At 37.2% G+C, this 25,850-nt stretch carries 28 protein-coding genes and 1 riboswitch; of the genes, 15 read left to right on the forward strand and 13 right to left on the reverse strand.

Going from position 1 to position 25,850, the window contains the following annotated elements:
- The first annotated feature begins 97 nt into the window (after positions 1–97).
- Both ACLI50_RS10085 and ACLI50_RS10090 read left to right on the forward strand, forming a co-directional pair.
- Complete coding sequence (locus tag ACLI50_RS10085) at positions 98–1,063, forward strand: NAD-dependent epimerase/dehydratase family protein (protein ID WP_110009408.1); 966 nt, start codon at positions 98–100, stop codon at positions 1,061–1,063.
- An 84-nt stretch (positions 1,064–1,147) separates the two neighbouring features.
- Complete coding sequence (locus tag ACLI50_RS10090) at positions 1,148–1,900, forward strand: polysaccharide deacetylase family protein (protein ID WP_202844032.1); 753 nt, start codon at positions 1,148–1,150, stop codon at positions 1,898–1,900.
- A gap of 143 nt (positions 1,901–2,043) precedes the next feature.
- Here the strand turns inward: ACLI50_RS10090 and ACLI50_RS10095 are convergent, their stop codons facing one another.
- Positions 2,044–3,249 (reverse strand): metallophosphoesterase, encoded by a 1,206-nt coding sequence (locus tag ACLI50_RS10095; RefSeq protein ID WP_202844030.1) that lies wholly within the window; start codon positions 3,247–3,249, stop codon positions 2,044–2,046.
- Positions 3,250–3,316: 67 nt separating this feature from the next.
- A complete protein-coding gene (locus ACLI50_RS10100) occupies positions 3,317–4,390 on the reverse strand; it encodes a 3-oxoacyl-ACP synthase III family protein (RefSeq protein ID WP_343640199.1) in 1,074 nt (357 codons plus the stop codon).
- Positions 4,391–4,491: 101 nt separating this feature from the next.
- Here ACLI50_RS10100 and ACLI50_RS10105 point away from each other — a divergent pair, with 101 nt between their 5' ends.
- The 8 genes from ACLI50_RS10105 to ACLI50_RS10140 all read left to right on the forward strand — a co-directional run bounded on the left by ACLI50_RS10105 (position 4,492) and on the right by ACLI50_RS10140 (position 10,775).
- Positions 4,492–5,061: a hypothetical protein gene (locus tag ACLI50_RS10105; protein ID WP_062670900.1), complete on the forward strand. Its 570-nt coding sequence runs from the start codon at positions 4,492–4,494 to the stop codon at positions 5,059–5,061.
- 3 nt (positions 5,062–5,064) lie between these two features.
- On the forward strand, positions 5,065–5,796 hold the full coding sequence (ubiE, locus tag ACLI50_RS10110) for a bifunctional demethylmenaquinone methyltransferase/2-methoxy-6-polyprenyl-1,4-benzoquinol methylase UbiE (protein ID WP_002980528.1): 732 nt from the start codon (positions 5,065–5,067) through the stop codon (positions 5,794–5,796).
- 3 nt (positions 5,797–5,799) lie between these two features.
- A complete protein-coding gene (gene porT, locus ACLI50_RS10115) occupies positions 5,800–6,582 on the forward strand; it encodes a type IX secretion/gliding motility protein PorT/SprT (RefSeq protein WP_202844028.1) in 783 nt (260 codons plus the stop codon).
- Entirely contained in the window at positions 6,575–7,024 is a 450-nt protein-coding gene (locus ACLI50_RS10120; protein ID WP_238349710.1) for a FlxA-like family protein, read from the forward strand. The genes porT and ACLI50_RS10120 overlap by 8 nt, the downstream gene beginning before the upstream one ends.
- Positions 7,024–7,311: a cell division protein ZapA gene (locus tag ACLI50_RS10125; RefSeq protein ID WP_110009403.1), complete on the forward strand. Its 288-nt coding sequence runs from the start codon at positions 7,024–7,026 to the stop codon at positions 7,309–7,311. Before ACLI50_RS10120 ends, ACLI50_RS10125 begins: the two co-directional genes overlap by 1 nt.
- A 233-nt stretch (positions 7,312–7,544) precedes the next feature.
- Positions 7,545–9,110, forward strand: a complete 1,566-nt coding sequence (gene rny / locus ACLI50_RS10130; protein WP_171006220.1) for a ribonuclease Y — start codon at positions 7,545–7,547, stop codon at positions 9,108–9,110.
- Positions 9,111–9,183: 73 nt separating this feature from the next.
- Positions 9,184–10,425, forward strand: a complete 1,242-nt coding sequence (locus tag ACLI50_RS10135; protein ID WP_411413686.1) for an MFS transporter — start codon at positions 9,184–9,186, stop codon at positions 10,423–10,425.
- Positions 10,426–10,592: 167 nt separating this feature from the next.
- Complete coding sequence (locus ACLI50_RS10140) at positions 10,593–10,775, forward strand: hypothetical protein (protein ID WP_110009396.1); 183 nt, start codon at positions 10,593–10,595, stop codon at positions 10,773–10,775.
- Positions 10,776–10,853: 78 nt separating this feature from the next.
- On the opposite strand, the gene ACLI50_RS10145 is transcribed toward ACLI50_RS10140, so the two are convergent.
- The 5 genes from ACLI50_RS10145 to ACLI50_RS10165 form a co-directional block, all read right to left on the reverse strand.
- Complete coding sequence (locus tag ACLI50_RS10145) at positions 10,854–11,789, reverse strand: YeiH family protein (protein WP_202844025.1); 936 nt, start codon at positions 11,787–11,789, stop codon at positions 10,854–10,856.
- Positions 11,790–11,939: 150 nt separating this feature from the next.
- Positions 11,940–12,815 carry a LysR family transcriptional regulator gene (locus ACLI50_RS10150; protein ID WP_202844018.1) on the reverse strand — a complete coding sequence of 292 codons (876 nt, stop codon included), beginning with the start codon at positions 12,813–12,815 and terminating at the stop codon, positions 11,940–11,942.
- Positions 12,816–13,105: 290 nt separating this feature from the next.
- Entirely contained in the window at positions 13,106–14,413 is a 1,308-nt protein-coding gene (locus tag ACLI50_RS10155; protein ID WP_411413687.1) for a voltage-gated chloride channel family protein, read from the reverse strand.
- 31 nt (positions 14,414–14,444) lie between these two features.
- A riboswitch (Fluoride riboswitch) is annotated at positions 14,445–14,512 on the reverse strand.
- Positions 14,513–14,650: 138 nt separating this feature from the next.
- Entirely contained in the window at positions 14,651–15,490 is an 840-nt protein-coding gene (locus tag ACLI50_RS10160; protein ID WP_202844015.1) for a GLPGLI family protein, read from the reverse strand.
- An 84-nt stretch (positions 15,491–15,574) separates the two neighbouring features.
- Entirely contained in the window at positions 15,575–16,042 is a 468-nt protein-coding gene (locus ACLI50_RS10165; RefSeq protein WP_002980508.1) for an acyl-CoA thioesterase, read from the reverse strand.
- Between the two features lie 121 nt (positions 16,043–16,163).
- On the opposite strand from ACLI50_RS10165, the gene ACLI50_RS10170 reads away from it, so the two are divergent.
- Positions 16,164–16,520, forward strand: coding sequence for an arsenate reductase family protein (locus ACLI50_RS10170; RefSeq protein ID WP_110009391.1), 357 nt, complete (start codon positions 16,164–16,166; stop codon positions 16,518–16,520).
- 124 nt (positions 16,521–16,644) lie between these two features.
- Here ACLI50_RS10170 and gcvT read toward each other — a convergent pair whose 3' ends face one another.
- The 3 genes from gcvT to idi are packed head-to-tail and all read right to left on the reverse strand — an operon-like array spanning position 16,645 to position 18,713.
- Complete coding sequence (gene gcvT / locus ACLI50_RS10175; protein WP_411413688.1) at positions 16,645–17,721, reverse strand: glycine cleavage system aminomethyltransferase GcvT; 1,077 nt, start codon at positions 17,719–17,721, stop codon at positions 16,645–16,647.
- Between the two features lie 9 nt (positions 17,722–17,730).
- Entirely contained in the window at positions 17,731–18,201 is a 471-nt protein-coding gene (locus ACLI50_RS10180; protein ID WP_411413689.1) for a hypothetical protein, read from the reverse strand.
- Positions 18,202–18,203: 2 nt separating this feature from the next.
- Positions 18,204–18,713, reverse strand: coding sequence for an isopentenyl-diphosphate Delta-isomerase (gene idi, locus ACLI50_RS10185; RefSeq protein ID WP_411413690.1), 510 nt, complete (start codon positions 18,711–18,713; stop codon positions 18,204–18,206).
- Positions 18,714–19,038: 325 nt separating this feature from the next.
- Between idi and ACLI50_RS10190 the strand changes: the two genes are divergently transcribed.
- Positions 19,039–19,449 carry an LNS2 domain-containing protein gene (locus tag ACLI50_RS10190; RefSeq protein ID WP_002980498.1) on the forward strand — a complete coding sequence of 137 codons (411 nt, stop codon included), beginning with the start codon at positions 19,039–19,041 and terminating at the stop codon, positions 19,447–19,449.
- Between the two features lie 86 nt (positions 19,450–19,535).
- A complete protein-coding gene (locus tag ACLI50_RS10195) occupies positions 19,536–20,495 on the forward strand; it encodes a D-2-hydroxyacid dehydrogenase (RefSeq protein WP_062670879.1) in 960 nt (319 codons plus the stop codon).
- Positions 20,496–20,570: 75 nt separating this feature from the next.
- On the opposite strand, the gene mscL is transcribed toward ACLI50_RS10195, so the two are convergent.
- Entirely contained in the window at positions 20,571–20,948 is a 378-nt protein-coding gene (mscL, locus tag ACLI50_RS10200; RefSeq protein ID WP_110009384.1) for a large conductance mechanosensitive channel protein MscL, read from the reverse strand.
- Between the two features lie 245 nt (positions 20,949–21,193).
- Here mscL and ACLI50_RS10205 point away from each other — a divergent pair, with 245 nt between their 5' ends.
- Entirely contained in the window at positions 21,194–22,711 is a 1,518-nt protein-coding gene (locus tag ACLI50_RS10205) for an NAD(P)H-hydrate dehydratase (protein WP_395973037.1), read from the forward strand.
- A 71-nt stretch (positions 22,712–22,782) separates the two neighbouring features.
- Here ACLI50_RS10205 and lgt read toward each other — a convergent pair whose 3' ends face one another.
- Positions 22,783–23,631, reverse strand: a complete 849-nt coding sequence (lgt, locus tag ACLI50_RS10210) for a prolipoprotein diacylglyceryl transferase (RefSeq protein ID WP_202844270.1) — start codon at positions 23,629–23,631, stop codon at positions 22,783–22,785.
- 450 nt (positions 23,632–24,081) lie between these two features.
- Complete coding sequence (gene yidD / locus ACLI50_RS10215; protein ID WP_034695943.1) at positions 24,082–24,333, reverse strand: membrane protein insertion efficiency factor YidD; 252 nt, start codon at positions 24,331–24,333, stop codon at positions 24,082–24,084.
- 102 nt (positions 24,334–24,435) lie between these two features.
- On the opposite strand from yidD, the gene ACLI50_RS10220 reads away from it, so the two are divergent.
- Complete coding sequence (locus ACLI50_RS10220; RefSeq protein ID WP_110009494.1) at positions 24,436–25,713, forward strand: replication-associated recombination protein A; 1,278 nt, start codon at positions 24,436–24,438, stop codon at positions 25,711–25,713.
- The last annotated feature ends 137 nt before the right edge of the window (positions 25,714–25,850 follow it).

Here is a 25,850-nt window from a genome sequence, read left to right on the forward strand (position 1 = left end):
ATTTCAGGAATATAAAAAGGTGTACGAAAGTATACCTTTTTTATTATGGTTGGCATGTTTTTTTTACTTTTGTACAATTCTAAAAAAAATCTGAAAAATGGAATCCTATACGGAAAGAATACTGATTACAGGTGCCTTGGGACAAATTGGTACCGAATTGACGAACAGACTTGTTGAAATCCACGGAGCGGAAAACGTTGTTGCTTCAGGATTGGACAGATGGCAGGAAGGAATTACCTCTGCAGGACACTATGAAAGAATGGATGTTACCAATACCCAGTTGGTAAGGCAGGTAATCAAAGATTATGATATTACTACAGTGTACCACCTTGCTTCGCTTTTATCCGGGACTTCGGAAAAGCAGCCAATTTTTGCGTGGAAGCTGAATCTTGAACCGCTGCTTCATTTTTGTGAAATGGCAAAAGAAGGACTTCTTAAAAAGATCTTCTGGCCAAGTTCAATCGCAGTATTTGGAAAAGGAATTCCAAAGCATGACGTAGGACAGGATGTGGTGTTGAACCCAACAACCGTTTACGGAATCTCCAAAATGGCAGGGGAGAAGTGGTGTGAGTACTATTTCGATAAATATGGTGTGGATGTAAGAAGTATCAGATATCCAGGATTGATCTCATGGAAGACTCCGGCGGGAGGTGGAACAACCGACTATGCTGTTGAGATTTTCTACAAAGCAATTGAAGACGGAAAGTATACAAGTTTCATTTCGGAGAATACAGGAATGCCGATGTTGTATATGGATGATGCTATCAATGCAACCCTGAAACTTATGGAGGCTCCTAAAGAAAGTTTAACGGTTCGTTCTTCTTATAATTTGGGCGGAATGTCATTTACTCCAAAAGAACTGGCGGAAGAAATCACAAAAGAAATTCCGGATTTTACAATCGATTATAACCCGGATTTCAGACAGGCAATTGCAGATTCATGGCCGGCATCAATTGACGATTCCGTAGCTAAAAAAGACTGGGGTCTGACGTATGATTTCGGAATTTCTGAGATGACAAAAGATATGATTAAGAATCTGAAGGTAAAATTAGCCAAGGATTAATAATGTAAAGTAATACTTTAATTAAAAATATATTTAACATCTGATTTTTAATATTTTGTAGAATTTACATAAAATTTAATTTAAATGGTATTATTGACTTTTAACATCACTTGTATTGAAGCTGGAGTAAAAAACGGCTCTCAAATTTCTGATGAAGAACGATTAAAAATCACTGAAGATAATACCAGAGCGATTCTGAGAATTTTAGATATTCATGATGTTAAATCAAGTTTTTTTGTAGAGGTTTCTATTACTGAAAAACTTCATCATTTAATAAAAGCAATTTCATCCAAAGGGCATGAAATTGCTTTTTATAACAAAGGTTCAAATCCTGAAGAAATTGAAAATGCCAAGAAGAATATTCAGGATCTTCTGGAAAAACAAATCAGAGGAATCCGTCAGAAAGACATAAAGGTTTCTCACGAAATGTTAAAGATGATGGAATTCAATTATGTCTCCAATATTGATAATGCCAATATTCTTTTTCCTTTCAAAAGGCTTAAAAGAGATACTGAAATTATAGAGGAGGATGGGCTGAGTATTGTCCCGGAAAGTATTTCTCCGTACAGTCAGCTTCCCTATAATGATTTTGTATTTCAGATTCTGCCGATGAAGTACTATCAGAATATGGTACTGGAAACTTTGCAGAATGAAGAATTTGTGCTGATCTACCTGAACACATGGCAGTTTACGGATTTCAAGAAATACCGTTTTGATATTCCATTTTACCGAAGCTTATTTTCGGGCAAAAAAATGGAGGACAAATTAGATGCCCTCCTTACTTTTCTTAACGACAGGGAAATGGCTACTTCCCGTATGAAAGATTATATTTTTTAGGTTGCAGGTTATAGGTTGCAGATATTAGGTGTTAGGTAGCAGCTATTAGATTAAAGGGATTAGGGAGAACTATTCACATGTTCAACAATACTCAATTTCTAAACCTCTAACATTAAACTTTGAACTTTGAACTTTGAACTTCACTAGCTCAACTCAAAAAGCGTAATCTCTGGCAATACACCTACTCTTCCCGGATAGCCCAATACTCCGAATCCTCTGTTGACATACAGCAGTTTCCCTTCACTTTCGTATAAATCGGCCCATTTTGGATATTTGTATTGTACCGGTGACCATTTTACATTCTTAAGATCCAGCCCAAACTGCATCCCGTGCGTGTGTCCCGAAAGTGTCAGGTGAATGTTTGCGGGGTGCTTTTTTACCACATAATCAAAGTGGGTAGGGTCGTGGCTCATCAGAATCTTATTGGCAGATTCTGGTACTCCTTTTAGAGCATCATCAATCTTTCCGAATTGTGGGAATGGCTTCAAACCCCAGTTCTCAACACCTAGGATATACAATTTTTCACCGTTTTTTTCAATCACTCTGTGTTCATTTCTCAGCATATCAAATCCGGCTTGCTTTTCATAATCAATCAATGTGTCAAGGTTTTCTTTTTTAGCTGCAGGTGATTCCCAGCTTACATAATCTCCGTAATCGTGGTTTCCCAATACCGCAAACTTGCCGTCCTTAGCCTGGATTTTTGAAAACAGAGGAATAAAAGGTTTAAATTCATCAGCAACGTTATTCACCATATCTCCGGTAAATAATACCAGATCCGGCTTCTGTTCATTAATCAGCTCAATGGCATGCTCTAATTTGCCGGGATCAGAGAAACTGCCGCTGTGAACATCAGAAATCTGGATGATTTTGTATCCTTTAAAACTTTTCGGAAGGTTGGCGAAATTTACTCTTACCCTTCTTACCTTATGCCTGTACTTTCCAAATGTAATCCCGTCTATGAAAAGAGCGGAAAGAACGCCGCTCATTCCCAATCCAACCAGGCTCAGGAACTTTCTTCTTTCCGGGAAGAAATTTTCCGATGGCTTGGCGAAACCGATCAGGTAACCGCCCGTTCGGACAATATCATCAATCAATAAAAATAAAACGATAAAGATCTTTGGAAGGATGAAGATTAAAAATAACGAAATCATGATCTGAGCTCTTACCATACTTCTGTCTGATCTTTGGTAGTGGGTAACTTCATACGCGAAAATTCCATACACGGCTAAAGATATGACCCAGTATCCGATTCTGATCCAGAAATTATCGGTAAGTGTTCTGACGGCCTGATAAATATACACTTCCAGAAAAAGGAAGATTGCGGCGATGATTAAAAAATTCTTTTGCATGTTCTGATCAAAAAAAAGCACAAAGAATAAACTTCCCTGTGCTTTTATATTTTTAATGGTTTAAATATTACTTTTTAGGAAATCTATAAACGATAGCATTGATGTTCATTCCGGCACCTACCGAAGTCATTACAATGTTACCATTATCTTTAAACGATTGACCCTCCATTTTTCCTTTAATTATTAAATCGTACATGGTAGGAATCGTTGCTACAGAAGTGTTTCCGAAATCCTGGATAGTCATAGGAGAGATGGCATGATCGTATTCTTTCACGTCATAAAGCTTATGAAGTCTTTCAATCATTGCATAATCCATTTTAGCATTGGCCTGGTGAATTAAGATTTTGTCTATATCTTCAATAGAAAGACCGGCATCAGTAATGGTATCCTTGATCGCAACCGGTACATTTTTTAGAGCGTATTCGTAGATTTTTCTTCCTAACATTCTTACATACAGACGTCTCTGATCTACTTCTTTATTGATGGAAGGAGCGTTTTCAAGATAGTTTAATTCCGGTCCGTTATCACAAATTGTGTTGTGGGCAATAATTCCAACATTCTCTTCATCTGTAGCTTTTACCACTACAGCTCCGGCACCGTCTGCAAAGATCATTCTGTTTCTGTCATGCGGATCTGTTACTCTGCTTAAAGTTTCTCCTCCGATAACAAGTATGGTTTTGGCTACTTTAGCTTTAATAAGATTATCAGCAAGGATCATTGCTTCTACCCATCCCGGGCATCCGAAAAGCATATCGTAGGTTACGCACTTTCTGTTTTTGATTCCCAGTTTATTCTTCACTCTCGCTGCCATTGTAGGCATAAAATCAGCATATCCGTGTTCAGTAACTTCCCCGAAATTGCTTGCATAAATAATATAATCCAGGTCTTCGCCATTTACTTTTGCGTCCTCAAGGGCAATTTTTGCAGCTTCATAACCGATTTGTGAGTTGGAAAGATCATCCTCAATGAATCTCCTGTTTTCGATTTCTGTAATCTCTACAAATTTCGCAATGGTCTCTTCCACAGGCTTTTCAATCTTTACCCCGTCTTCAGTATAAAACTCGGAATTCATGAAGTAATCTCTACCAATAACTCTGTTCGGAATATAACATCCAGAGCCAATAATGATCGTATTCGGCATTCGTTTATATGATTTTTTTAAAGATGCAAAGTTAATAATTAATATTAATAACGGAGAATTAAAAATATTATTAAATTTGCAAAAATTGTACTTTACAATCTATGAAAAACAACTCGTCCTTAAAAGGCTTACTTATTGCAGCTGTGGCATTTATCGTTGCCTTTGGGATCTACTTCCTTTTTTTAGCCAAGAAGAATTATTATGTTGTAGATAATCCTACCCCGAATACGTATTACTTTAAGATCAATAACGGATCTGAAGGAATTATTTCAGCGGGGCAGTATGTGCATGTGGATTTGAATAAAGGGAAAAACTCTATTCAGGTTTTTGATCAGAATAAGAAAATGCTTTACGATTCAGCATTTGAAGTGAATAAGCTTCGTGGTCTGATTAATATTACCCATCAGGATTACTACGTAAATGATCAGTATTACGGATATAATCTTAAAAAAGATTCGTTGCTGACAGCACTTGATAAAACGGTTATCGACGGAAAGGATTATTACGGAGGAGCAAGACGCTTCAATAAGCTTTACACAGAAGATTTTTATTACAATGTAGATGAAGACTATGACAAAGTGATCAAAAATATCCAGAAAGTGGAATCACGATCCAAAATCTTCAGAAAGCAGGATTACCTAAATTATTACAAAGAATATTACAAGTTTTAAGTTTTGACAAAAGATATCACCAAAGTTACTCCCTACAATTCAGAGGCTACCAAAAAAAGCCAGGTAGAGGATATGTTCGACAACATTGCACCGAAGTATGACCTTCTGAACCATGTTTTATCCATGAAAATTGACGTTCTATGGAGAAATAAACTGGTAAAATGGATGAAAAATGATAATCCGCAGGAAGTGCTGGATGTGGCTACAGGAACAGGAGATCTGGCAATTACTATTGAAAAAGGAACCGGTTCTAAAGTAGTTGGATTAGATTTATCACAACAAATGCTGAATGTTGGCGTTATTAAAATAAAAAAACTTAAATTAGACGGCAAAATTTCCATGCAAAAAGGAGATGCAGAAAATTTACCCTTCGAGGACAATAGATTTGATGCTGTTTCCGTTGCATTTGGAGTAAGGAATTTTGAAAACCTTACCAAAGGTTTGGCAGAGTTAAGAAGAGTAGTTAAAGATAACAAAAGTGTTTATATACTGGAGTTTTCAAAGGTTGAGGGTTTCATGGGACCATTTTATATGTTTTATTTCAAAAATATATTACCTGCCATCGGCAGATTGGTTTCTAAGGATAATAGGGCGTATACATACCTTCCGGATTCTGTAAATGCTTTTCCTTTCGGGGAGAAGATGAAGCAAATTCTTTTAGATACGGGATTTAAGAAAGTTGAATATAAAAAATTAAGTTTAGGTATAGCCACAATTTATAAAGCAACAAAGTAACCTATGAATAAATTTCTATTAAAAGCACTGGTTTTAACCTCAGTAAATGTTGCCGTTTTTGCAAACGCGCAATTCAGAACCCGAAACAGAATGGACAAGTTGGAAGATTTCGACGAACAGAAATTCAGTTGGGGGTTTTATTTGAACGGGAACAGACTGGATTACCGCATTGTTTTACATCCGAAATACGGGATGAATGATAATGAAAACCTTGTTACCTCTAAGGAAAGCTATAGTTTCGGTGCCGGGCTTATTGCAAAATGGAGACTGAATGACTATCTTGACGTAAGAATAGAACCAGGTTTACAGTTTGCACAAAGACAGTTGACTTTTAATACACAATCCAATGACATATATGCAGGGGGATCTTTAACGAATGATCCTTTTATGCCATTCCCTTTACAGGAAAAAGATAAAGTAAGAGAAATTAAATCTACTTTGATCGATATTCCGGTACTTTTGGAGCTTCACGGCCAGAGATGGTACAACTCAAGACCTTATGTTGCAGCAGGGGTGAATTACGTCGTAAACCTTCAGTCTAATGCAACTTCTACAGACGACAACATGCAGGGAATCTTCAGATCTACTACGCACAACTTTGCATGGTCTGCAGAAATGGGAATCCAGTTTTATTTCAACAAATTTAAACTGACTCCTGCCGTAAGAGGAACATTCTTCATGAACAATGAAAAAGTGGCGGATAACGCTACTACACCTCCTTACTGGTCATCTGCAATCTCTACATTGCAGACAAGAGCAGTAATGTTCGTTCTGAAATTTGAATAAAAATATTTTCACTGAAAAATACACAGGAGGTGCGCTGGCACCTCCTTTTTTATTGTTATATCAAAATATAGAGTGTTTTATTTTTGTTAGTGTTATTATTTTTTTATTTTTGCTTTTAGTTAGAATATACAAACCTGAAATGCTTCAAGATTTAGAAAACAATTTTTCAGAATTAGAGAGAAAGATTTCGACTCTGCAAAAGAACTATAAAAATCTTACGGAAAATTTAAAAGAATTAAGTATTGAGCATGAAGAGTTGAAGAAGAAATATGATGAGGAAAGAAGAAAGAATCAGGTATTAGCAGAAGAACAAAAAAATATAAAACTTTATTCAGCAATATCAGGAAATCCTGAACACAATAGGTTAATGAAAAACCATATCAACAGATTGGTAAAAGAAATTGATTTCTGTATTGCTCAGCTTCAAAACAGTGGATTATAATGGAGATAAGGAGAATAACCGTCAACATTGCAGGAAGAGTGTATCCGCTGAACGTACCGGCAGCAGAGGAAGAAACTTTGCGTAAAGTAGGGAAGCAGATCGAGAATATGATTAAAGATTTTGAACAAAACTTCGATGTAAGAGATAAACAGGATGCTTTGGCTATGTGTGCCCTTAAACTGGGAACCAATGCGGAAGTAGTTTCTCTGAACTACGAAAAAAATATTAATTCTACCAACGAAAGGTTAAAGCAGATTAATCAGTCGTTGAATGAAATCGGGAAATAGATTTTTTTTCCTGAAAATTACTGCCTACAATAATTCTAACACATTAAAGGTAAACTCAACGCTAAACAATTACCGAACAAATGTCCATTGAATGGCGTGCCGGGCTTCCGGATTACAGACAGTGGAAATCAGTTCAAATCGTGTTGATTAGGAGTTTACTCTCAATCTCTGGATTATTGTGGGCTTTTTTTATTGAACAAGGATATGAATACAATTAAAACTCAATATAAATTATGATAGAAGTTATAGTCGGTGTTGTTTGTTTGGTAATCGGAGCTGTCGTGGGAATGTTTTTTTCCAGAAGTTCTCTGAATACTAAAGCAAAATTCATCATAGATGATGCCAAGAAAAATGCCGAAAACCTTATAGAAAAAGCTAATGTACAGGCTGAATCCATAAAGAAAGAAAAGAATCTTCAGGCTAAAGAAAAATTCCTGGAACTGAAATCACAGCATGACGCTGATATTCAGTCTCGCGAAAAGAAAATGCAGGAAGTTGAGAAAAGAATCAAAGACAAGGAACACAAGCTGAATGACGAGCTTAGCAAGACTGGGAAGCTTGAAAAAGATCTCGACAGGCAGATTGCAGATTATGCCAAGAAGAACGAGATTCTGGATAGAAAACAGCAGGAATTAGATACGGCTACTGCCAAGAAAGTAGAAATACTTGAAAAAATCTCTAATTACACCGCTGAGGAAGCTAAAGCAGAATTGGTAGAAACCATGAGAGCAGAGGCTAAAACAAGAGCACAGGCACATGTTCAGAGCATCATGGAAGAAGCTCAGATGAATGCTAAAAACGAAGCGAGAAAGATCGTTATCCAGACAATCCAGAGAATCGGAACGGAGCAGGCAATCGAAAATTCAGTATCCGTTTTCAACATCGAGTCTGATGAAGTAAAAGGTAGAATTATCGGTAGAGAAGGTAGAAATATCCGTGCTTTGGAAGCGGTAACCGGAGTAGAAATTATCGTTGATGATACTCCTGAAGCTATTCTTCTTTCATGCTTTGATCCGGTAAGAAGAGAAATTGCAAGACTATCCCTACACAGATTGGTAACCGATGGTAGAATTCACCCGGCTAGAATCGAAGAAGTGGTAGAAAAAACAAGAAAGCAGATTGAGGAGGAAATCATTGAAGTAGGGAAGAGAACCATCATTGATTTAGGAATCCACGGATTACACCCTGAACTGATCAAAATCGTAGGTAGAATGAAATACCGTTCTTCTTACGGACAAAACTTACTACAGCACTCGAGAGAAGTAGCCAACATTGCTGCAACGATGGCTGCTGAATTAGGATTAAACGTAAAATTAGCAAAAAGAGCAGGTCTTTTACACGATATCGGTAAAGTTCCTGAGCAGGAATCAGAATTACCACACGCCCTTTTAGGAATGCAGTGGGCTGAGAAATACGGTGAAAACCCTGAAGTTGTAAACGCAATCGGAGCTCACCACGACGAAATTGAAATGAAATCGTTATTATCTCCGATCATTCAGGTTGCCGATGCGATCTCAGGAGCAAGACCGGGAGCAAGAAGACAGGTATTGGAGTCTTACATCCAGAGATTAAAAGATCTTGAATCTGCAGCATTAAGCTTCGATGGAGTATCCAGTGCTTATGCCATCCAGGCGGGTAGAGAATTGAGAGTAATGGTAGAGAGCGGAAAAGTAAATGACGAAGTAGCGTCTCAGCTATCTTACGACATCTCTGAGAAAATCCAGAATGAACTGACTTATCCGGGGCAGGTAAAAGTAACAGTAATCAGAGAAACGAGAGCTGTCAATATTGCCAGATAATAATCAGAAAAAGATATTTGATAAAAACCTTTCAAGAAATTGAAAGGTTTTTTATTTTTATCAAAACTTAAAAATGCAAGAACTGTCCCTGTCTTCAAAACTGAAGTACATTTTCTCTATTCCCGTTATTATCTCCGCCCTTGGCTATTTTGTAGATATCTATGACCTTCTTTTATTCGGTATCGTTAGAATACCCAGTTTAAAAGCTTTGGGGCTTAATCCGGATGCGGACGGAACTTTTATTTTGAACTGTCAGATGGTAGGCCTTCTTATCGGAGGGGTGTTCTGGGGAATTTTTGGAGATAAGAAAGGAAGGCTTTCCGTACTTTTTGGATCCATTTTAGTGTATTCTTTAGCCAATATTGCCTGTGGTTTTCTGCCTTATTTTCCGGAAGAGCATTTGATATACCAATATGCAGGCTTAAGGTTTATTGCAGGTATAGGACTTGCCGGAGAGCTTGGAGCCGGAATTACACTGGTTTCTGAAAGTCTGCCGAAGAATTTAAGAGCCATAGGGACTTCGGTTGTTGCCGGTTTCGGATTAATGGGTGCCGTTGTAGCTCAGCTAACTGTAGAGCTGGCCGGAGGATGGAATATTTCTTACATTATCGGTGGGATCATGGGAATTATGTTATTGATACTGAGAATAAGCGTATCGGAATCCGGAATTTATAAGAATCTTGAGCATAAAAATATCTCCAAAGGAAACTTTCTCTCCTTTTTTACCAATAAAGACAGACTGATAAGATATTTAAAATGTATTGCAGTGGGATTACCTACGTGGTATTGCATAGGGATTCTGGCTGTTTTAGCCAATCAGTTTGCCCCTGAATTAGGCATAAAGGATATCAACCCCGGAAAAGCCATTATGTGGGCTTATGTAGGTATTTCTGTCGGTGACCTGTTGAGTGGTTTTATTTCCCATGCTTTAAAATCCCGTAAAATGGCCATCTTTTATATGCTGATTTTTACGCTGATCGGGGTGGCAATTATGTTATTCGGGAATACCAACACGGAAACCAGATATTACCTGTTTTGTGTATGGTTGGGATTTGGAACAGGATACTGGGCTATGTTTGTAACGTTGGCAGCAGAACAGTTCGGAACGAATATCAGAAATACGGCAACAACTACCGTTCCCAACATGGTAAGAGGTCTGGTGCCGGTAATGATATTTGCTTTTGATTCTCTTAAAGGACATTTCCCGGTTGTGGAAAGTGCTGCCATAGTAGGGGTGGTGGTATTCGGGCTGGCATTTTATTCTTCACTTACCATTTCAGAAACCCACGACAGAGATCTTGAATTTACGGAATAATTTAACTTGTTTAATAAATAACATAGTGCTATTCCTTATTTTGAACGTAATAATAGGGTTATTATCAATAAATTATTCAATTTTACATTAATTTTTGTTGCGAGTATTTAATATTTGTTTAACTTTGAAAGGTAACTAAAACTATATTTTTAATCAAACTAAATCTCATGAACATTATGAAAAACGCTAAAAAATTAAGAAAACAGGATCTGAAAAACATTACCGGAGGAATAAGCGGAAACCCTGATTTATCACTTTGCGGATGCAGCTGCTCAGGAGCAGTAACCGGACCTTGGTATTGTGTACAATATATTGGCTGTCCACAGGTTTATACCTGCGGGGAGATCTAAGAAATTATTTCAATTAGAAATAAACATTTCCACATTTAATATGCAGAACCCTTTTGATTTCAAAAGGGTTCTGCTCTTTTAACGGATAATGTAAAGAAGGCTGCCGATGCTTATCGTTACCCATAGTATAATTGCCATTACCAAAGGTTTTAATCCGATTGATTTCAGCGTTTGAATAGAAAGGGTAGAACCAATCAAAAATAAGGTCAGATTCAGACCGGATTTTGCCAGAACAGTAATCGAAGTACTGAATCGGTCAAGAAAGGGGAAATAAGTATTCAAAAGGATTGCTGCAATGAAATATCCGATAAACCAGGGAATCTTTATTTTGGAATCTTTACTTTTAAAAATAAACATGGTTATCAGTGAGACAGGAATAATCCATAAAGCACGGGCCAGCTTCACTGTGGTGGCTATTTTCAAAGCTTCATCTCCATATTTACTGGCAGCACCCACTACAGAACTTGTGTCATGAATTCCCACTGCACACCAAAGCCCAAACTGCTCCTGTGAAAGATTCAGCAGGTGTCCTATTGCAGGGTATACAAACAAGGCAACCGAATTTAAGGTAAAAACAATAGCCAGCGCAAGAGAAATTTGTTTTGTATTAGGTTTAATGATGGGAGAAACAGCAGCAATAGCACTCCCGCCACAAATAGCAGTTCCTGCGGAGAGAAGATAAGATAAAGGTCTTTCCAGTTTAAATAATTTTCCCAGAAAATATCCTAAAACCATAACGGTGACAATACTTACAACAGTCAGCATCAAGCCTGTTTTTCCGGCATGAAGCGCTTCATCAAGCTTCAGCCCGAATCCAAGACCTACTATTGAAATCTGCAGCAGTAAATGAATATATTGATGAAGGTGTTTTTCAAAAGGATTTCCGATAAAAACAGCCAGGGCAAATCCCAAAGCAAGAGCAATTGGAGAAGATATAAAAGGTGTAAGGCATAATACAGCCAAAACAATAAAAAATACTTTCCTTGTTATTTCATTTTGAATGAAATCTTTCATAATGCGAACTTTTAAAATGAGCATCAAAAGTCCGAAATAAAGTATTACAAAGTAAATCGTATTTTGTTATATCGGATAACTAAAAGTTATATCTTTGCTTATTGCTTATTGCTTATTGCTTATTGCTTATTGCTTATTGCTTATTGCCTGTTATTCTGCAAACCTCAAAAAAAGTTTGATCAGTTCAGATTGTTCTCCTTTGGGAAGGATAAAATGAAAATCTCTTTCGATACTGAAATTTTTAATATCAATCACTGTAAGGATGTTGTTTTTAAGTTCGTTAAGAATAGTGCTGATAGAAAGAAATGCCAAACATTCGGAGTGAAGAAGGTAATTTTTAATACTTTCACTGCTTCCCAACTGTATGACAGTATTCAATTCATGGATATTAATTTCCTTTTCTTTAAGCCTGTTTTGGATGAATTCCAGCGTACCGGAACCCTGTTCCCTGAAGATAAGATCCAGCTGATAAAGATCTTTTAAGCTTAATGTTTTATGGGCAAGAGGATGATCTGATTTTGCTGCGAGAACAATTTCATCAGGTTTAAAAGTTTTATATTCAAAATAAGAAGACTGTGATTCCCCTTCAATGATACCCAGGTCAATTTTTTCTTCTTTTAAAAGTGTTGAGATGGTTTCCGTATTTCCGGTAAGAAGCTCAATCTTAATATCTTTATAATAAGAATTGAATTTGGCCAAAATCTCTGGTAAAATATACTGTGCAACGGTTGTACTCGCCCCGATAATCAGCTTTCCTTTATGCTGCTGACTGATCTGGCTGATCTCAAATTCCATGTCACGATAGATGTTTCTGATCTTTTCTGCATGTTCAAACAGAATTTTTCCGCTTTGGGTCAGCTGGATAGAAGTTCCTTTACGGTCAAATAGCTTAGCACCTATCTGAGTTTCAATCTCTTTAATATGTTTGGTAACAGCGGGTTGGGAAATGTGAAGCTCCTCTGAAGCCTTGGTGAAGCTTAATCGGGTAGCCACCGTATGGAAAACTTTTAATCTGTAATCGAACATGGGGTAAAATTACGAATTATAGTTGGAAATGGTGAAGAGAGTTTGAGAGTTTGAGAGTGGGAGGGTTTGAGGGTAATGAGATGCGTGTTGCGTGTTGCGTGTTGCGTATTGCGAGTTTCGGGGTTTCGGGGTTTCGGGATTTTGGGTTCGAGATGTTATAAGTGAAGAACTGAGAACTAATAAAAACCAGCATCTCGCATCCAGCAACAAAATAAACAAATAATTGTGACCCTGCACCTCGCACCCCGCATCCCGTAACTCGTAACCCGCACCCCGCATCTCGAAACCCCTTATAAAAAATCCGAAACAGACTTGTCCTGCTGACTTTCATATCTTCTGTTTTTTGCTTCTCCGATTTTCTGTCTGGAATAAATACTGTTATGTCCTGAAAGAAGATAAGAAACGACACACGCAATAGCTACATAAACACCGCATTCTGCCCCGAATAATTCAATTCCCATCAGCATACAGGCTAAAGGCGTATTGGTGGCTCCTGCAAATACCGCTACAAACCCCATTCCTGCTAATAATCCGAAGGGTAAAGGAATGAATAGTGACAGAGCGCTGCCTAAGGTAGCACCAATGAAGAACAAAGGTGTCACTTCTCCACCTTTGAATCCGGCCGAAAGCGTAACAATGGTAAAAATCATTTTTAGAGCAAAATCATACAGTGGAAGCTGCTTTTCAAAAGATTCCACAATTACAGGAACTCCCAGTCCTATATAACGGGTTGTTCCCATTGCAAAAACGGCAAGTGCTATAATAATTCCTCCCACTACTGGACGAAGTGGAGGATATTTGATATTTGATTTAAAAAGAGAGCTCATCCAGTGGATGATTTTACTGAAAGCAGCAGCGCAGATTCCAAAAGCTATTCCTGCCAGAATGCTGTATAGAATTGGTAAGAACTCAAGTTTAGGAATAAAATCAATATGGTAATGGGTATGTTTTACATTCCAGAGATTGGTAGCCCAGTCCGCCAGAATGGCAGAAGCAAATGCCGGAAAGATCGCATTGTAACGAATCCTTCCGATCAGAAAAACTTCAAGACCAAAAACGGCTCCTGCCAGCGGTGTTCCGAAAATGGAGCCAAATCCGGCAGCAATAGCAGCAATAATTAATATTTTTCTTTCATTTCTGTCAAGCTTAAAAGGCCTGGTGAGCTGATCCGCGATGGCTCCCGCCATCTGAAGAGCTGTTCCTTCACGGCCGGCAGAACCTCCGAAGAAATGCGTTGCAATTGTTCCCAGATACACAAAAGGAGCCATTTTAAAAGGAATAATTCCCTTGGGTTCATGGATGGTATCGATCAACAGATTATTTCCAGCCTCAACATCTTTTCCGAAATAATGATAAAGAAGTCCTATCAGAAATCCTGCAGCAGGAAGTAAAGCAATCAGCCAGAGATGATTTTCTCTGAAGTTTGTTGCCCATTCTAAAGACTGAAGAAATCCTGCAGAAGCGGTTCCTACCAATACACCAATGATGATACTGATACACAGCCATTTTAAAATATAAGGAATTGCCGGAAATTTTCTGAAGAAAAAGCGAGTATGAAAAACAGCTTTTTTACCTTGTGTTCTTTGACTTTTTGACATAATAATCCTGATTAGTTATTTGTTAATAATCTTTTAATCAGGCGTCATCAGCTTTTGTAAAGCGGTTGGGTAAGGAAGAACACCATTTCCTTTTGATGATACAAATATATGAATTATGATAAAAAGATAAAAGATAAAAGATCTTATTGTTAAAATTCAATAGGGGTGGGCTTTAGCCCAGCCAAATAAATTTTAAATCCCATTGGCTTTAGCCCAAACTTAAAAATAACCATAGCTTTAATATACCGGATAATGCATAGCCTTATTGATTTCAATTGGGTTATTATATTTTCTGATAACCTCCTGCATGCTTTTGGTTTGGGTATTCAGTTCATCAACATTATGAATTTCCTTTCCATTGATATTAATTCTAAGGTCATTATTGGATTTGCTGATATTATTTCTTTCAAAAGCAAAAGGATCATTATAAAATTCCATAAGCAGCTTATGTTTTTGCTTTTCGTTAATAGGAATTGCTTTATTACCAAAGCTGGATTCCAGGAAATCTGAAGTAGAGGAGACTTCCGGAAGTTCTCTGCTTTTAACGAGCGTATAAAGGAAATTTTTCTTAGCATCTGATAGCTCAAAGATTAAACCGGGTAATCCACGCAGTTTAAATGGTCCTTCATTAAATGGAATGTCTTTACAGAACCAGGCCGTCCAGCTTCTCCCTCCAAATTTTGTAGTTGCTTTTTGTAAAGTATAGTTTTCTACCTTTTTAATCTCATCAGCAATTGTCCAATTGATCTTATCCGTAGTTTTAAATGTATAATATCCATTTTTAATGTTGATGAAATTTTCATTATCAAAAGAATTGATCTTTCTTTTAACTACCTGTCCGGTCATATCAGTATAGCTGAAGTTCGTTCCGAATTTTTTATTCAGTGAGTCTCTGATAGCGAGATCTTTTCCATAGAATTTTACCTCCTTCGGGGTGATATCCAGGATCATATTCACTTTTTCATATCCAGCCTCGGTAGAATCCATTTTATACTGAAGCTCATAAATAAACCGGTGTGTCTGAGACTGCACCAAAGCTGTTACAAGCAATGCTGATAAAGTAAAAAAACTTTTCATATCATGTGATTGGTCGTTTGTTGTTACTGGTTTCCCAAAACCTTAAACCTTAAATCCTGCAATCTCGCATCCCGAAACCTGCTCTTACAAAAAAGGTTTCATTTCATCTTCAATCTGCGTTCTCAGCTCCATCAGGCGTTTGGCATACATTTCAAGCTGTTTTTCTTCCTCTGTTTCCGGTGTCCATTTTGGAACAGGGAGTTTTTTTCCATTTTCATCCACAGCTACAAATACGATAATACAATGTGTTTTCTTCTCAAAGTTGGGCTGTTTTAAATTTCTTGAAAAAACATTGATGGCAATATGCATGCTTGAAGTTCCGGTATAGATCACCTGAGCGTCTACTTTTACTACTTCACCGATTTTAATAGGATCATAAAAACGGATTCCGCCCACATAAACAGTGACAGAATAATTACCACTCCAGGTTGTCGCGCATGCATAACCGGCCTGGTCAATCCATTTCATAACACTTCCTCCATGTACATTTCCTCCGTAATTAACATCTGAAGGCTCCGAAATAAACTGAAAAGTAATAGGCTTGTTCTGCATCTTTATAAAATTTGAATAAAGTTATTTAATAATTTCCAAAGTTTTAGATTAAATCCTACTTTTGAAAGACGAAACTTTCAATGAAAGAGAATTTTAACCCATAACAGATTTAGAACCCGTAATGAAGAAAGTATTTTATCTCAATACATGCGATACATGCAGAAAAATTTTAGCCCAATTTGACCTTACAGACTGGGAACTCCGTGAAATTAAAAAAGAACCAATTACAAAAGAGGAATTGGCGGAAATGCATAAAAAAACAAAGTCATACGAAGCATTATTCAGTAAAAAATCTACTCAGATCAAACTGAGAGGTCTGGATGTAAAATCATTAACAGAAAAAGATTTTAAAGAATTGCTGCTGGACCATTATACTTTCCTGAAAAGACCTGTATTTGTTACCGATAAAGAGATTTTCGTGGGTAATGACAAAAAAAATGTTGAAGAACTGCAGAAGTTCTTTGGCGTAAATGAATAAATTTAACTGGAAACTAATTTTGCAAATAATAAACCTTATAGGTTTTTAAAACCTATAAGGTTTGGATATAAACCCAAAAGAGGCTGTGAACAAATCACAGCCTCTTTTTTGCTATTTTTTTCAATTATACAAAAGGAGCTTTCACCACTTTTGCAGGAATGTTCTTGTTTCTTACCTGAATAAAGATTTCAGATCCTAATTTGAAGTGAGGTTTGTCTACGTAAGCAAGACCTAATCCTACTTTTTTCATTGGAGACTGTGTTCCGGAAGTTACTTTTCCGATCACGTTTCCTTCAGCATCCACCACAGGATAGTCATGTCTTGGAACTCCTTTATCTGTCAGTTCGAAACCTACTAGTTTTCTTGTAACTCCTTCCTCTTTTTGTTTTGCGAAAACATCTTTAGAAACGAAGTCTTTATCAAATTTAGTGATCCACCCTAAACCGGCTTCAATTGGAGACGTTGTATCATCAATATCATTTCCGTACAGGCAGAATCCTTTTTCTAATCTTAAAGTGTCTCTGGCAGCCAATCCGCAAGGAATGATCCCTTCTTCTTTACCAGCTTCCATTACGACATCCCAAAGTTTTTCAGCACTTTCGTTATTGAAATAAATCTCAAAACCACCGCTTCCTGTGTATCCTGTGTTTGAAATAATCACATCGTTTTCACCCGCAACAGTTCCTACAGTAAAATGATAGTAAGGAATTTCTGAAAGATTTACGTTCGTAAGCTTTTGAAGAATTTCGGTAGCTTTAGGCCCCTGAACTGCCAATAATGACATCTCATCAGAAGCATTGGTCATTTTAGCCCCGAAAGTATTGTATTTTGAAATATGATTCCAGTCTTTGTCGATGTTGGATGCGTTGACTACTACAAAATATTTGTCATCTTCCATTTTGTAAACGATAAGGTCATCTACAATTCCGCCGTTTTCGTTCGGAAGGCAGGAATATTGAGCTTTTCCGTTTTCAAGTGCATCTACATTATTGGTAGTTACATACTGCAAAAGGTCTTTTGAACCCGGCCCTTCGATGAAAAACTGTCCCATGTGGGAAACATCAAATAATCCCGCTTTTTCTCTTACTGCAAAATGCTCCTCTGTAACCCCTGAATATTGAACAGGCATTTCAAAACCTGCGAAAGGTACGATCTTAGCTCCCAAAGAAACATGTTTGTCGTACAAGGCTGTTTTCTTCATATTTAATTTTTATTTCTTTATTTTAAAACTGTTAAAAGTCTCATTGAATAGGGTCATATAGTTTCCGTTCCAGAATTTCTGGCCACAGTTGATGGAAACCAAATATAAGTTTTTATCTTTTTGAAAAGCTTTGGTTACCCAGAACAGCTTCTCTTTTTCATCAAAATGCTCATAGAAATATTCTGTATATCCTTTCTGGCTCTTTTTTTCTTTTACTTTGTCCTCCGGGTCTTGTGATTGATAAAGCGCCAGCATAAATTTTTTTACTTCCGCTTTGGGAAGGGGAAGATCATGATATTCCGAAATGGTAATTGCGCCTATCTGACTGGTAGGGAAAATATTAACAATTTCACTGTCGTTGGTAGATTTCCAGCCTTCAGGAACAGTAATAGAATAATTGGAATTTTCATAGATCTTTGCTTTTTGGGCAAAAAACAGACTTCCTGTAAAAAGTGCAGAAAAAAGCAATATTTTTTTCATCGTTAAAAATGGTGTTTATATTCTTCGAGGATGATTTTAAACCATTCCGTAAAGTTTTCAGGATGTTCGGAAATTTCTTTATCCAGATTTTCCATGGATATGAATCGTACTTCTTCCACTTCTTCTTTATTCAAATTGAAATCAGCTTCATGATTTCCCACAAACACATGATCCAGCTCGTGCTCCCAAAGACCACCGCCTACATCTGCTTTGTAAATAAAATGGAATTTTTCTGAAAGTTCTGCTTCAATTCCCAGTTCTTCCTTTAGTCTGCGTACCGCTCCTTGCTGATAAGTTTCCCCGTCACGCGGGTGCGAGCATACGGCATTGGTCCATTGGTTAGGAGAATGATATTTTCCTGAAGCCCTTTTCTGAAGAAGCATTTCTCCTTTACTGTTGAAAAGAAATACAGAAAAAGCACGGTGTAACAGGCCATTGATGTGAGCCTGCTGCTTTTCCATCAGCCCTAAAACCTCATCTTCAGGATTTACTAAAACAACAAATTCTTCCATTCCTACAAATGTAAGAGTAATAAATGTATTTTGGAAATTTTTAGATAAACATCATGCTTTTTGTAATCATAGCAATGAAATTGAGGAAGTCAGAAAAGACTGGCAGGTAAATTTGTCCATTCACTGAGTAGTTGCTTTCAGATCTCCACTTTATGATGTAAAAATAAATGTGAAATGAAAATTTTTAACTAATTTGGCCTGAATGGTTGATAAATATTAATATAATTCTTAGAAAACTAGTTTTTATAGTAAAATATTAATATAAGGCAAGATTAATATGCCTGATAATGGTAAAAACGCTAACTTTGTTTTTTAATATTTAGTAATGGAATTAGAATACATTGAACACATTAGTCCTATTCTAAAGGATGGAATAAAAAATTACTTAATAGATATCGACGGAACCATTACCGATGACGTTCCCAATGAAGAGCCGGAAAGAATGGTTACCTGCGAACCCTATCCTGATGCTCTGGAAACGATCAACAGATGGTATGACGAAGGACATCAGATCTGCTTTTTTACTTCAAGAACCGAAAATCTGAAACAAATTACGATCGACTGGCTGGATAAGCATGGCTTCAAATACCACAGCGTGCTTTGCGGAAAACCAAGAGGAGGAAATTATCACTGGATAGACAACCATCTGGTAAGAGCTACAAGATACAAAGGAAGATTTACGGATTTGGTAGAAAAACAAGTGACCATTGAGGTATTCAAAGAAGACGGCGAATAAAAATATAATTCAAAGATTTAAAGATTAAATGTGAACCAGTACCTTTAATTTTTAAATCTTTCATTTTTTAATATACTTGATATTTTATGAAAGTTTTAGCAAACGACGGCCTGGATCAATCTGGAATAGATGCATTGACAGAAAAAGGCTTTGAGGTGATTACTACAAAAGTTCCCCAGGAATTTTTAGTAGATTATATTAATGAGCACAAAATCCGCACCTTATTGGTGAGAAGTGCCACACAGGTAAGAAAAGATATTATTGATGGATGTCCGTCTATCGACATTATTGGAAGAGGAGGTGTTGGTATGGATAATATTGACGTAGATTATGCAAGAGAAAAAGGGATTCATGTGATCAACACTCCTTCAGCATCATCGGAATCTGTGGCTGAGCTTGTTTTCGCCCATTTGTTTTCCGGGGCGAGATTTCTTCAGGATTCTAACAGAAAAATGCCAGTTGTAGGAGATACTGAATTTGCAGGTCTTAAAAAAGCATATGCTGCAGGTATAGAACTGAGAGGAAAAACCATCGGTATTGTGGGAATGGGAAGAATCGGCCAGGAAGTGGCAAGAATTGCTTTAGGACTTGGGATGAGAGTGATTGCAGCTGATAATAACGTTGGAAGAGCAAGTATCAAAGTGAAATTTTACAACAACCAGTTCATCAATGTTGATATTGAAACAGAGCCGTTACAGGATGTTTTAAAACATTCAGACTTCATTACTCTGCACGTTCCTGCACAGAAGGATGGTTATATGATCGGAAAGAATGAGTTTGAAATAATGAAAGACGGAGTGGCTGTTGTCAACTGCTCAAGAGGAGGAGTTATTGATGAAGCAGCTTTAATTCAAGCTTTGGACTCAGGTAAAGTAAGATTTGCCGGATTAGATGTTTTCATTAATGAGCCAACACCTTCTAAAGAAATCCTTACTCATTCTAAAATCTCCCTTACCCCTCATACGGGAGCTTCTACGCTTGAAGCGCAGGATAGAATCGGTCTTTCCCTGGCAGAGCAGATTTCAAGCATCTTACAGATTCAGTAATTTGGAAATGATATTATAAATAAAGCACCTTGGTTAGACCGAGGTGCTTTTTATTTTAAAACTGTTGTTTAAAGATTAGATATTTTTGCTTTTCAGCAAATCTCTGATCTCCATCAGTAATTTTTGATCTTCTGTAGGTCCGGCAGGAGCAGGAGCCTCTTTCTTATTCACTTTGTTAGCCAGTTTGATGATCCAGAAAAGAACCATTGCAATACAAAGGAAACTGATTACTGCTGAAAGGAAGTTTCCATAGGCAACACCATTCCATGTAAGTTTTGCAATGTTTTCTGCGCCGGCGGCTTTCAATGCCGGGTTGAGTATAAGAGGAGTGATTACATCTTCCACTAATGAGGAAACAATTTTACCAAATGCTGCCCCAATGATCACACCGACAGCAAGATCGAGAACATTGCCCTTAAAGGCAAACTCTTTAAATTCTTTTACAAATCCCATAATTTATATTTTTTTAATTAGTATATACACAAAAATATAATTAAAAAATGTAAAAAACACTACGTTTAATCGTTTTTTATTCCCAAAATATTGAAATTTACGCTCATTTCCTGCTAACAGTTTTAATGAATATTTCAGCATTGTAACAATACATTATGCCATTAATGATGACTTTTTATTTTTATTAATGAGGTGATAGCATAATGAAAAATCTTTTGTAATTTGCTTAAAAGTTTGTTTCACCTATGAAAATTTTCACCGCAGAACAGATACGCAGCTGGGATCAGTTTACGATTTCCCATGAGCCGGTTTCTTCTATTCAATTAATGGAAAGAGCTTCAATGGCTGCAGCTCATTGGATTTCGGAACACTGTAAAAACCATAAAAAGCTGGCTGTATTTTGTGGTAACGGAAATAACGGAGGTGACGGCCTGGCTGTCTCAAGGCTACTTTATCTGAAAGGTTTTGATGTAGATGTATTTGTAAGCGATTCCAAAAGGAAATTTTCAGAAGATGCTTCCGTTAACCTGAAAAGACTCCGCGATTTGTCGGGAATTACCGTCAGAAAATTTGATCCTGAAGAACACTATCATTTTGATGAGAAAACCATTATTGTAGATGCTCTTTTCGGAACGGGATTATCCAGACCGTTGGAAGGTGATTATAAAAGGCTTGTTGAACAATTGAACAGCAAAAAAAATAGTAAAATATCCATCGATATTCCTTCCGGATTGTCTGCAGATGAAATGTTTGATAATAATCCGGTTATTCTGAAAGCTGATTATACACTAACCTTTCAATGTTGGAAAAGAACCTTCCTTCATCCTGAAACAGGGAAATATACCGGAAAAGTAGTACAGCTGGATATTGATTTAAGCAAAATATACGCAGATACAACTGATTCTGATTACTCTGTAATTGATGATCAGCTGGTGGGATCGATATTTATTCCAAGACAGGAATTTTCTCATAAAGGCAGTTATGGTAAGGCTGCCATCATAGGAGGAAGCTATGGAAAAATAGGGGCGGCAGTGCTGGCAACACGATCAGCTCTCAAAACCGGAGCAGGGCTGACCTTTACACTCGCTCCGGAATGCGGATATAATATTTTGCAGACTTCATGCCCTGAAGCCATGTTTATACAAGGAGGGGAGCAGTTTATCACAAATTTTGAGATGGACAAAGATGTTACCTGTGGTGCCGGTCCTGGTCTGGGAACGCATTCCGGTACAGAGAAAGGCTTCTTGAGTTTTTTGAAAAACTATTCTCAGCCATTGATTCTGGATGCAGATGCATTGAATATTATTTCAATTGATCCAAAAAATTTGAAACTCATTCCCAAAAAATCAATCATAACTCCTCATCCGAAAGAGTTTGAAAGACTTTTCGGAAGTACAGATAATTCTTTTGAAAGACTTGAACTGGCAAGGAAAAAGGCAAAAGAACTTGATCTTTATATTGTCCTTAAAGACCACCATACCCAGGTTGTTACTCCGCAGGGAAAAGTATTCTATAATATAACCGGAAATGCAGGTCTTGCGAAAGGAGGAAGCGGAGATATTCTTACCGGAATTCTCACTTCGCTTCTGGCTCAGAAATACTCTGAAGAGGAGACTTGTATTCTTGGGGTATGGCTGCATGGCAGCGCTGCCGATATTGCTTCAGAAAAACATTCAAAAGAATCGATGCTGCCTACTGATGTCATTGATGCCTTTGGGTCTGTTTTCGAAGAACTGAACAGAAAGGCGGAGAGAAATCTGTAAGTAAACAGCTAATAAAAAAGGCAAATCTGTATTTCTACAAATTTGCCTTTTTATTTTTCAGCTTAAATGGCTTATTCCGGTTTCTCGTTTTCTGCCTCAGTGATCTTAAATTTCTTGGAAACGATCATGATGATAACACCTGCAATCATAAAAGGAATCGAAAGAACCTGACCTGTATTCAGACCGCCGATCTGGATGAATTCATCTCCCTGCGGCTCTTTAAGGAACTCAACAAAGAACCTGATCGCCCAAAGAATGATGAAAAACAGACCGAATAACCATCCCTGCTGGTATTTTTTATTTGTTTTTCTGTACAATATCCATAGTAAAATGAAGAGAAGAACATATCCTACTGCTTCAAATAACTGGCTCGGATAACGGGGTACCGTAAGACCATACTCACTGCTTTGTTGTGGGAAAAGCAAAGCAAACGGAGAATTCGGGTCAGCTGGTTTACCAACAATTTCAGAATTGAAAAAATTCCCCATTCTTACAAACGCTCCACCTAAAGCTACGACAATACCAAGTCTGTCATATACCCAAAACGGATTTTTCTTAATGATTTTAAATGAATAATAAAGCGTGGTAAAGATCAGGGCAATTGTAGCACCATGGCTCGCCAGTCCTGAAAAACCTGTGAATTTTAAACCGTTTTTTGTGCTTATCGGTAAAAATACACTCCAGAAATCCTCTTTAAATAGTTCCGGCTGATAAAAGATAACATGTCCTAATCTTGCTCCCAGAATAGTCCCGATCAGTGTCCATGTGAACAGAGGTTCAAGGTATTTCTGGTTCACATTATCAATCTTAAAGATTCTCGTCATTAAAACATATCCGAATCCAAATGCAAAAACAAACATCAAACTATAAAAGTGAAGCGTAAATGATCCGATGTGAATACCTTTTGATGGATCCCATATTTTAAATGAAGTCTTAAGTTCTACTTTATCAGAATCTGTAATAGGTTTTACAGACTTTACTGCATATTTAAAAGTGGTGATATTTTCTTTGGTAACACCAGTATCAATCAACTTAAAGTTTTTATCAAAAAACTGATACCTGGAATCCTTATACTTTGCTAAAGTGGAAGCCCCATAATTATAATAAGCAGGTTCAAAATTGGATTCATTAAGAATCACAACGAAAGACTGGTTCTTGTCTGATTCTCTGTCCGGAAAAGCTGTAAGGTCTCCCATTTCTGTGGTAGAATAGATTTTTACAGGAACATTGCTTCCATTGATATCTAAAGTTCCGTCAGATAAACCTCCAGGGTATTCCTGTGCAAAAAGAAGCTGCGTGGTGAACGCAAACAGCACAAGATAAATTCTGAAAAAGATAGTATTCATTTTTCTATTGATTTAATAGTTTGATTATTGACATTTATGTTTGGGTGGAACAGGATCATAACCGCTTCCTCCCCAGGGATGGCATCTTAAAATTCTTTTAAATCCCAGCCAGAAACCTTTAAAAACACCATGTACCTGAAGCGACTCAATCATATAGTGAGAGCAGGTAGGTTCGTAACGGCAGTTTTTGGGAAGTAAGGGCGAGATGAACCATTGGTAAAATTTGATCAAAATTACCAGTGGAAATGTAATGATTTTATTGAATGTAAGTTTCAAAACAATGCAAAAATAGGGTAAAAAAATGAAAATTAGTTTAATTTTGTTATAAGTTTCGGAGATCGGAAATCCGGGACATTGATCTTAAAAAATAGAATTACTTTGAATCAAAATATCCCATTAGCTGAAAAATTAAGACCCAAAACCCTAAACGATGTTCTGGGGCAGGAGCACCTTACCGGCGACAAAGGAACAATCAGAAAGATGATTGAAAACAATACCCTGAATTCGCTGATATTCTGGGGTCCTCCGGGAACGGGGAAAACAACACTCGCTGAAATTATCTCTGAGCAGTCGGGGAGAAAGTTTTATAAACTTTCTGCAGTTTCTTCCGGGGTGAAAGATGTGCGTGATGTCATTGAGGATGCCAAGAAGCAGAATTTGTTTTCCGGAAAATCACCGATCTTGTTTATTGATGAGATTCACAGGTTTAATAAGTCGCAGCAGGATTCATTATTGCATGCGGTAGAAAAAGGCTGGATTGTTTTGATTGGAGCAACTACTGAGAATCCAAGCTTTGAGGTGGTTTCAGCATTGCTTTCAAGAAGCCAGGTCTATGTTTTAAAAGCTTTGAGCTATGAAAAACTGGAAGAACTGATTGATATCGCATCAGAAAGATACAATAAAGATGAAGGAACAGATTTTAAAATCCTTGAAAAAGAAGCTTTCATTCAGTATTCCGGTGGTGATGCCAGAAAACTGATCAATTCCGTAGAACTGGTTTTGAATCAGTATAAAAATTCGGGTACAACGGAAATCCTGAATTCTGATGTTCTTGAAGTTCTCCAGGAAACAATGGCTTTGTATGATAAAAACGGAGAGCAGCATTATGATATCATCTCAGCTTTTATCAAGTCTATGCGTGGAGGTGATCCGAACGGAGCGGTGTATTGGCTGGCAAGAATGATTGCCGGGGGAGAAGATATTAAGTTTATTGCAAGGAGAATGCTGATTTTAGCTGCTGAGGATGTAGGGCTGGCTAACCCCAATGCTTTGGTGGTTGCCAACAACTGTTTTCAGGCGATCAATGTGATCGGGAATCCTGAAGCAAGGATTATATTAAGCGAAACAGCGGTATATCTTGCGGTTTCCCCTAAAAGTAATTCTGCGTATATGGCGATTAATGAAGCGTTGGCTCTGGTAAAGCAGACCGGAAATCTGCCTGTACCTCTTCATTTGAGAAATGCACCTACAAAATTGATGAAAGACCTTGATTACGGAAAAGAATACAAATATGCCCATTCTTACGAAGGAAACTTTGTAGAACAGGATTTTCTTCCGGAAGAAATCAGGAATGTGAAATTATATGAGCCTGGTAATAATGCTACAGAAAAGAAAATTTACGAAGAGCTCAAGAAAAAGTGGAACAATAAATACTAAAATAAAAAAGGATGCTGAAAAAACGGCATCCTTTTTATATTAAATCTGTTTTTTTAACCTACCATTTCAACTATTATAAAGTGAAAAATAGTGGTAAATATTTTTAAACCATTAAGGAGACTGAAGAATTAAAGTAT

This window comes from Chryseobacterium cupriresistens, from assembly GCF_046614675.1.
In the GTDB taxonomy this organism is placed as follows: Bacteria; Bacteroidota; Bacteroidia; order Flavobacteriales; family Weeksellaceae; genus Chryseobacterium; species Chryseobacterium cupriresistens.

Excerpts from the sequence above, each read along its gene's own strand:
- rny (WP_171006220.1), top strand. The coding sequence starts at position 7,545 with ATGATAGAAGTTATAGTCGGTGTTGTTTGTTTGGTAATCGGAGCTGTC.
- ACLI50_RS10150 (WP_202844018.1), bottom strand. The coding sequence starts at position 12,815 with ATGTTCGATTACAGATTAAAAGTTTTCCATACGGTGGCTACCCGATTA.
- ACLI50_RS10140 (WP_110009396.1), top strand. The coding sequence starts at position 10,593 with ATGAACATTATGAAAAACGCTAAAAAATTAAGAAAACAGGATCTGAAA.
- ACLI50_RS10170 (WP_110009391.1), top strand. The coding sequence starts at position 16,164 with ATGAAGAAAGTATTTTATCTCAATACATGCGATACATGCAGAAAAATT.
- ACLI50_RS10085 (WP_110009408.1), top strand. The coding sequence starts at position 98 with ATGGAATCCTATACGGAAAGAATACTGATTACAGGTGCCTTGGGACAA.
- ACLI50_RS10205 (WP_395973037.1), top strand. The coding sequence starts at position 21,194 with ATGAAAATTTTCACCGCAGAACAGATACGCAGCTGGGATCAGTTTACG.
- ACLI50_RS10190 (WP_002980498.1), top strand. The coding sequence starts at position 19,039 with ATGGAATTAGAATACATTGAACACATTAGTCCTATTCTAAAGGATGGA.
- ACLI50_RS10095 (WP_202844030.1), bottom strand. The coding sequence starts at position 3,249 with ATGCAAAAGAATTTTTTAATCATCGCCGCAATCTTCCTTTTTCTGGAA.
- ACLI50_RS10160 (WP_202844015.1), bottom strand. The coding sequence starts at position 15,490 with ATGAAAAGTTTTTTTACTTTATCAGCATTGCTTGTAACAGCTTTGGTG.
- mscL (WP_110009384.1), bottom strand. The coding sequence starts at position 20,948 with ATGGGATTTGTAAAAGAATTTAAAGAGTTTGCCTTTAAGGGCAATGTT.
- idi (WP_411413690.1), bottom strand. The coding sequence starts at position 18,713 with ATGGAAGAATTTGTTGTTTTAGTAAATCCTGAAGATGAGGTTTTAGGG.
- ACLI50_RS10125 (WP_110009403.1), top strand. The coding sequence starts at position 7,024 with ATGGAGATAAGGAGAATAACCGTCAACATTGCAGGAAGAGTGTATCCG.
- gcvT (WP_411413688.1), bottom strand. The coding sequence starts at position 17,721 with ATGAAGAAAACAGCCTTGTACGACAAACATGTTTCTTTGGGAGCTAAG.
- ACLI50_RS10090 (WP_202844032.1), top strand. The coding sequence starts at position 1,148 with ATGGTATTATTGACTTTTAACATCACTTGTATTGAAGCTGGAGTAAAA.
- ACLI50_RS10135 (WP_411413686.1), top strand. The coding sequence starts at position 9,184 with ATGCAAGAACTGTCCCTGTCTTCAAAACTGAAGTACATTTTCTCTATT.
- ACLI50_RS10195 (WP_062670879.1), top strand. The coding sequence starts at position 19,536 with ATGAAAGTTTTAGCAAACGACGGCCTGGATCAATCTGGAATAGATGCA.
- ACLI50_RS10100 (WP_343640199.1), bottom strand. The coding sequence starts at position 4,390 with ATGCCGAATACGATCATTATTGGCTCTGGATGTTATATTCCGAACAGA.
- ACLI50_RS10180 (WP_411413689.1), bottom strand. The coding sequence starts at position 18,201 with ATGAAAAAAATATTGCTTTTTTCTGCACTTTTTACAGGAAGTCTGTTT.
- porT (WP_202844028.1), top strand. The coding sequence starts at position 5,800 with ATGAATAAATTTCTATTAAAAGCACTGGTTTTAACCTCAGTAAATGTT.
- ACLI50_RS10155 (WP_411413687.1), bottom strand. The coding sequence starts at position 14,413 with ATGTCAAAAAGTCAAAGAACACAAGGTAAAAAAGCTGTTTTTCATACT.
- ACLI50_RS10165 (WP_002980508.1), bottom strand. The coding sequence starts at position 16,042 with ATGCAGAACAAGCCTATTACTTTTCAGTTTATTTCGGAGCCTTCAGAT.
- ACLI50_RS10145 (WP_202844025.1), bottom strand. The coding sequence starts at position 11,789 with ATGAAAGATTTCATTCAAAATGAAATAACAAGGAAAGTATTTTTTATT.
- ACLI50_RS10105 (WP_062670900.1), top strand. The coding sequence starts at position 4,492 with ATGAAAAACAACTCGTCCTTAAAAGGCTTACTTATTGCAGCTGTGGCA.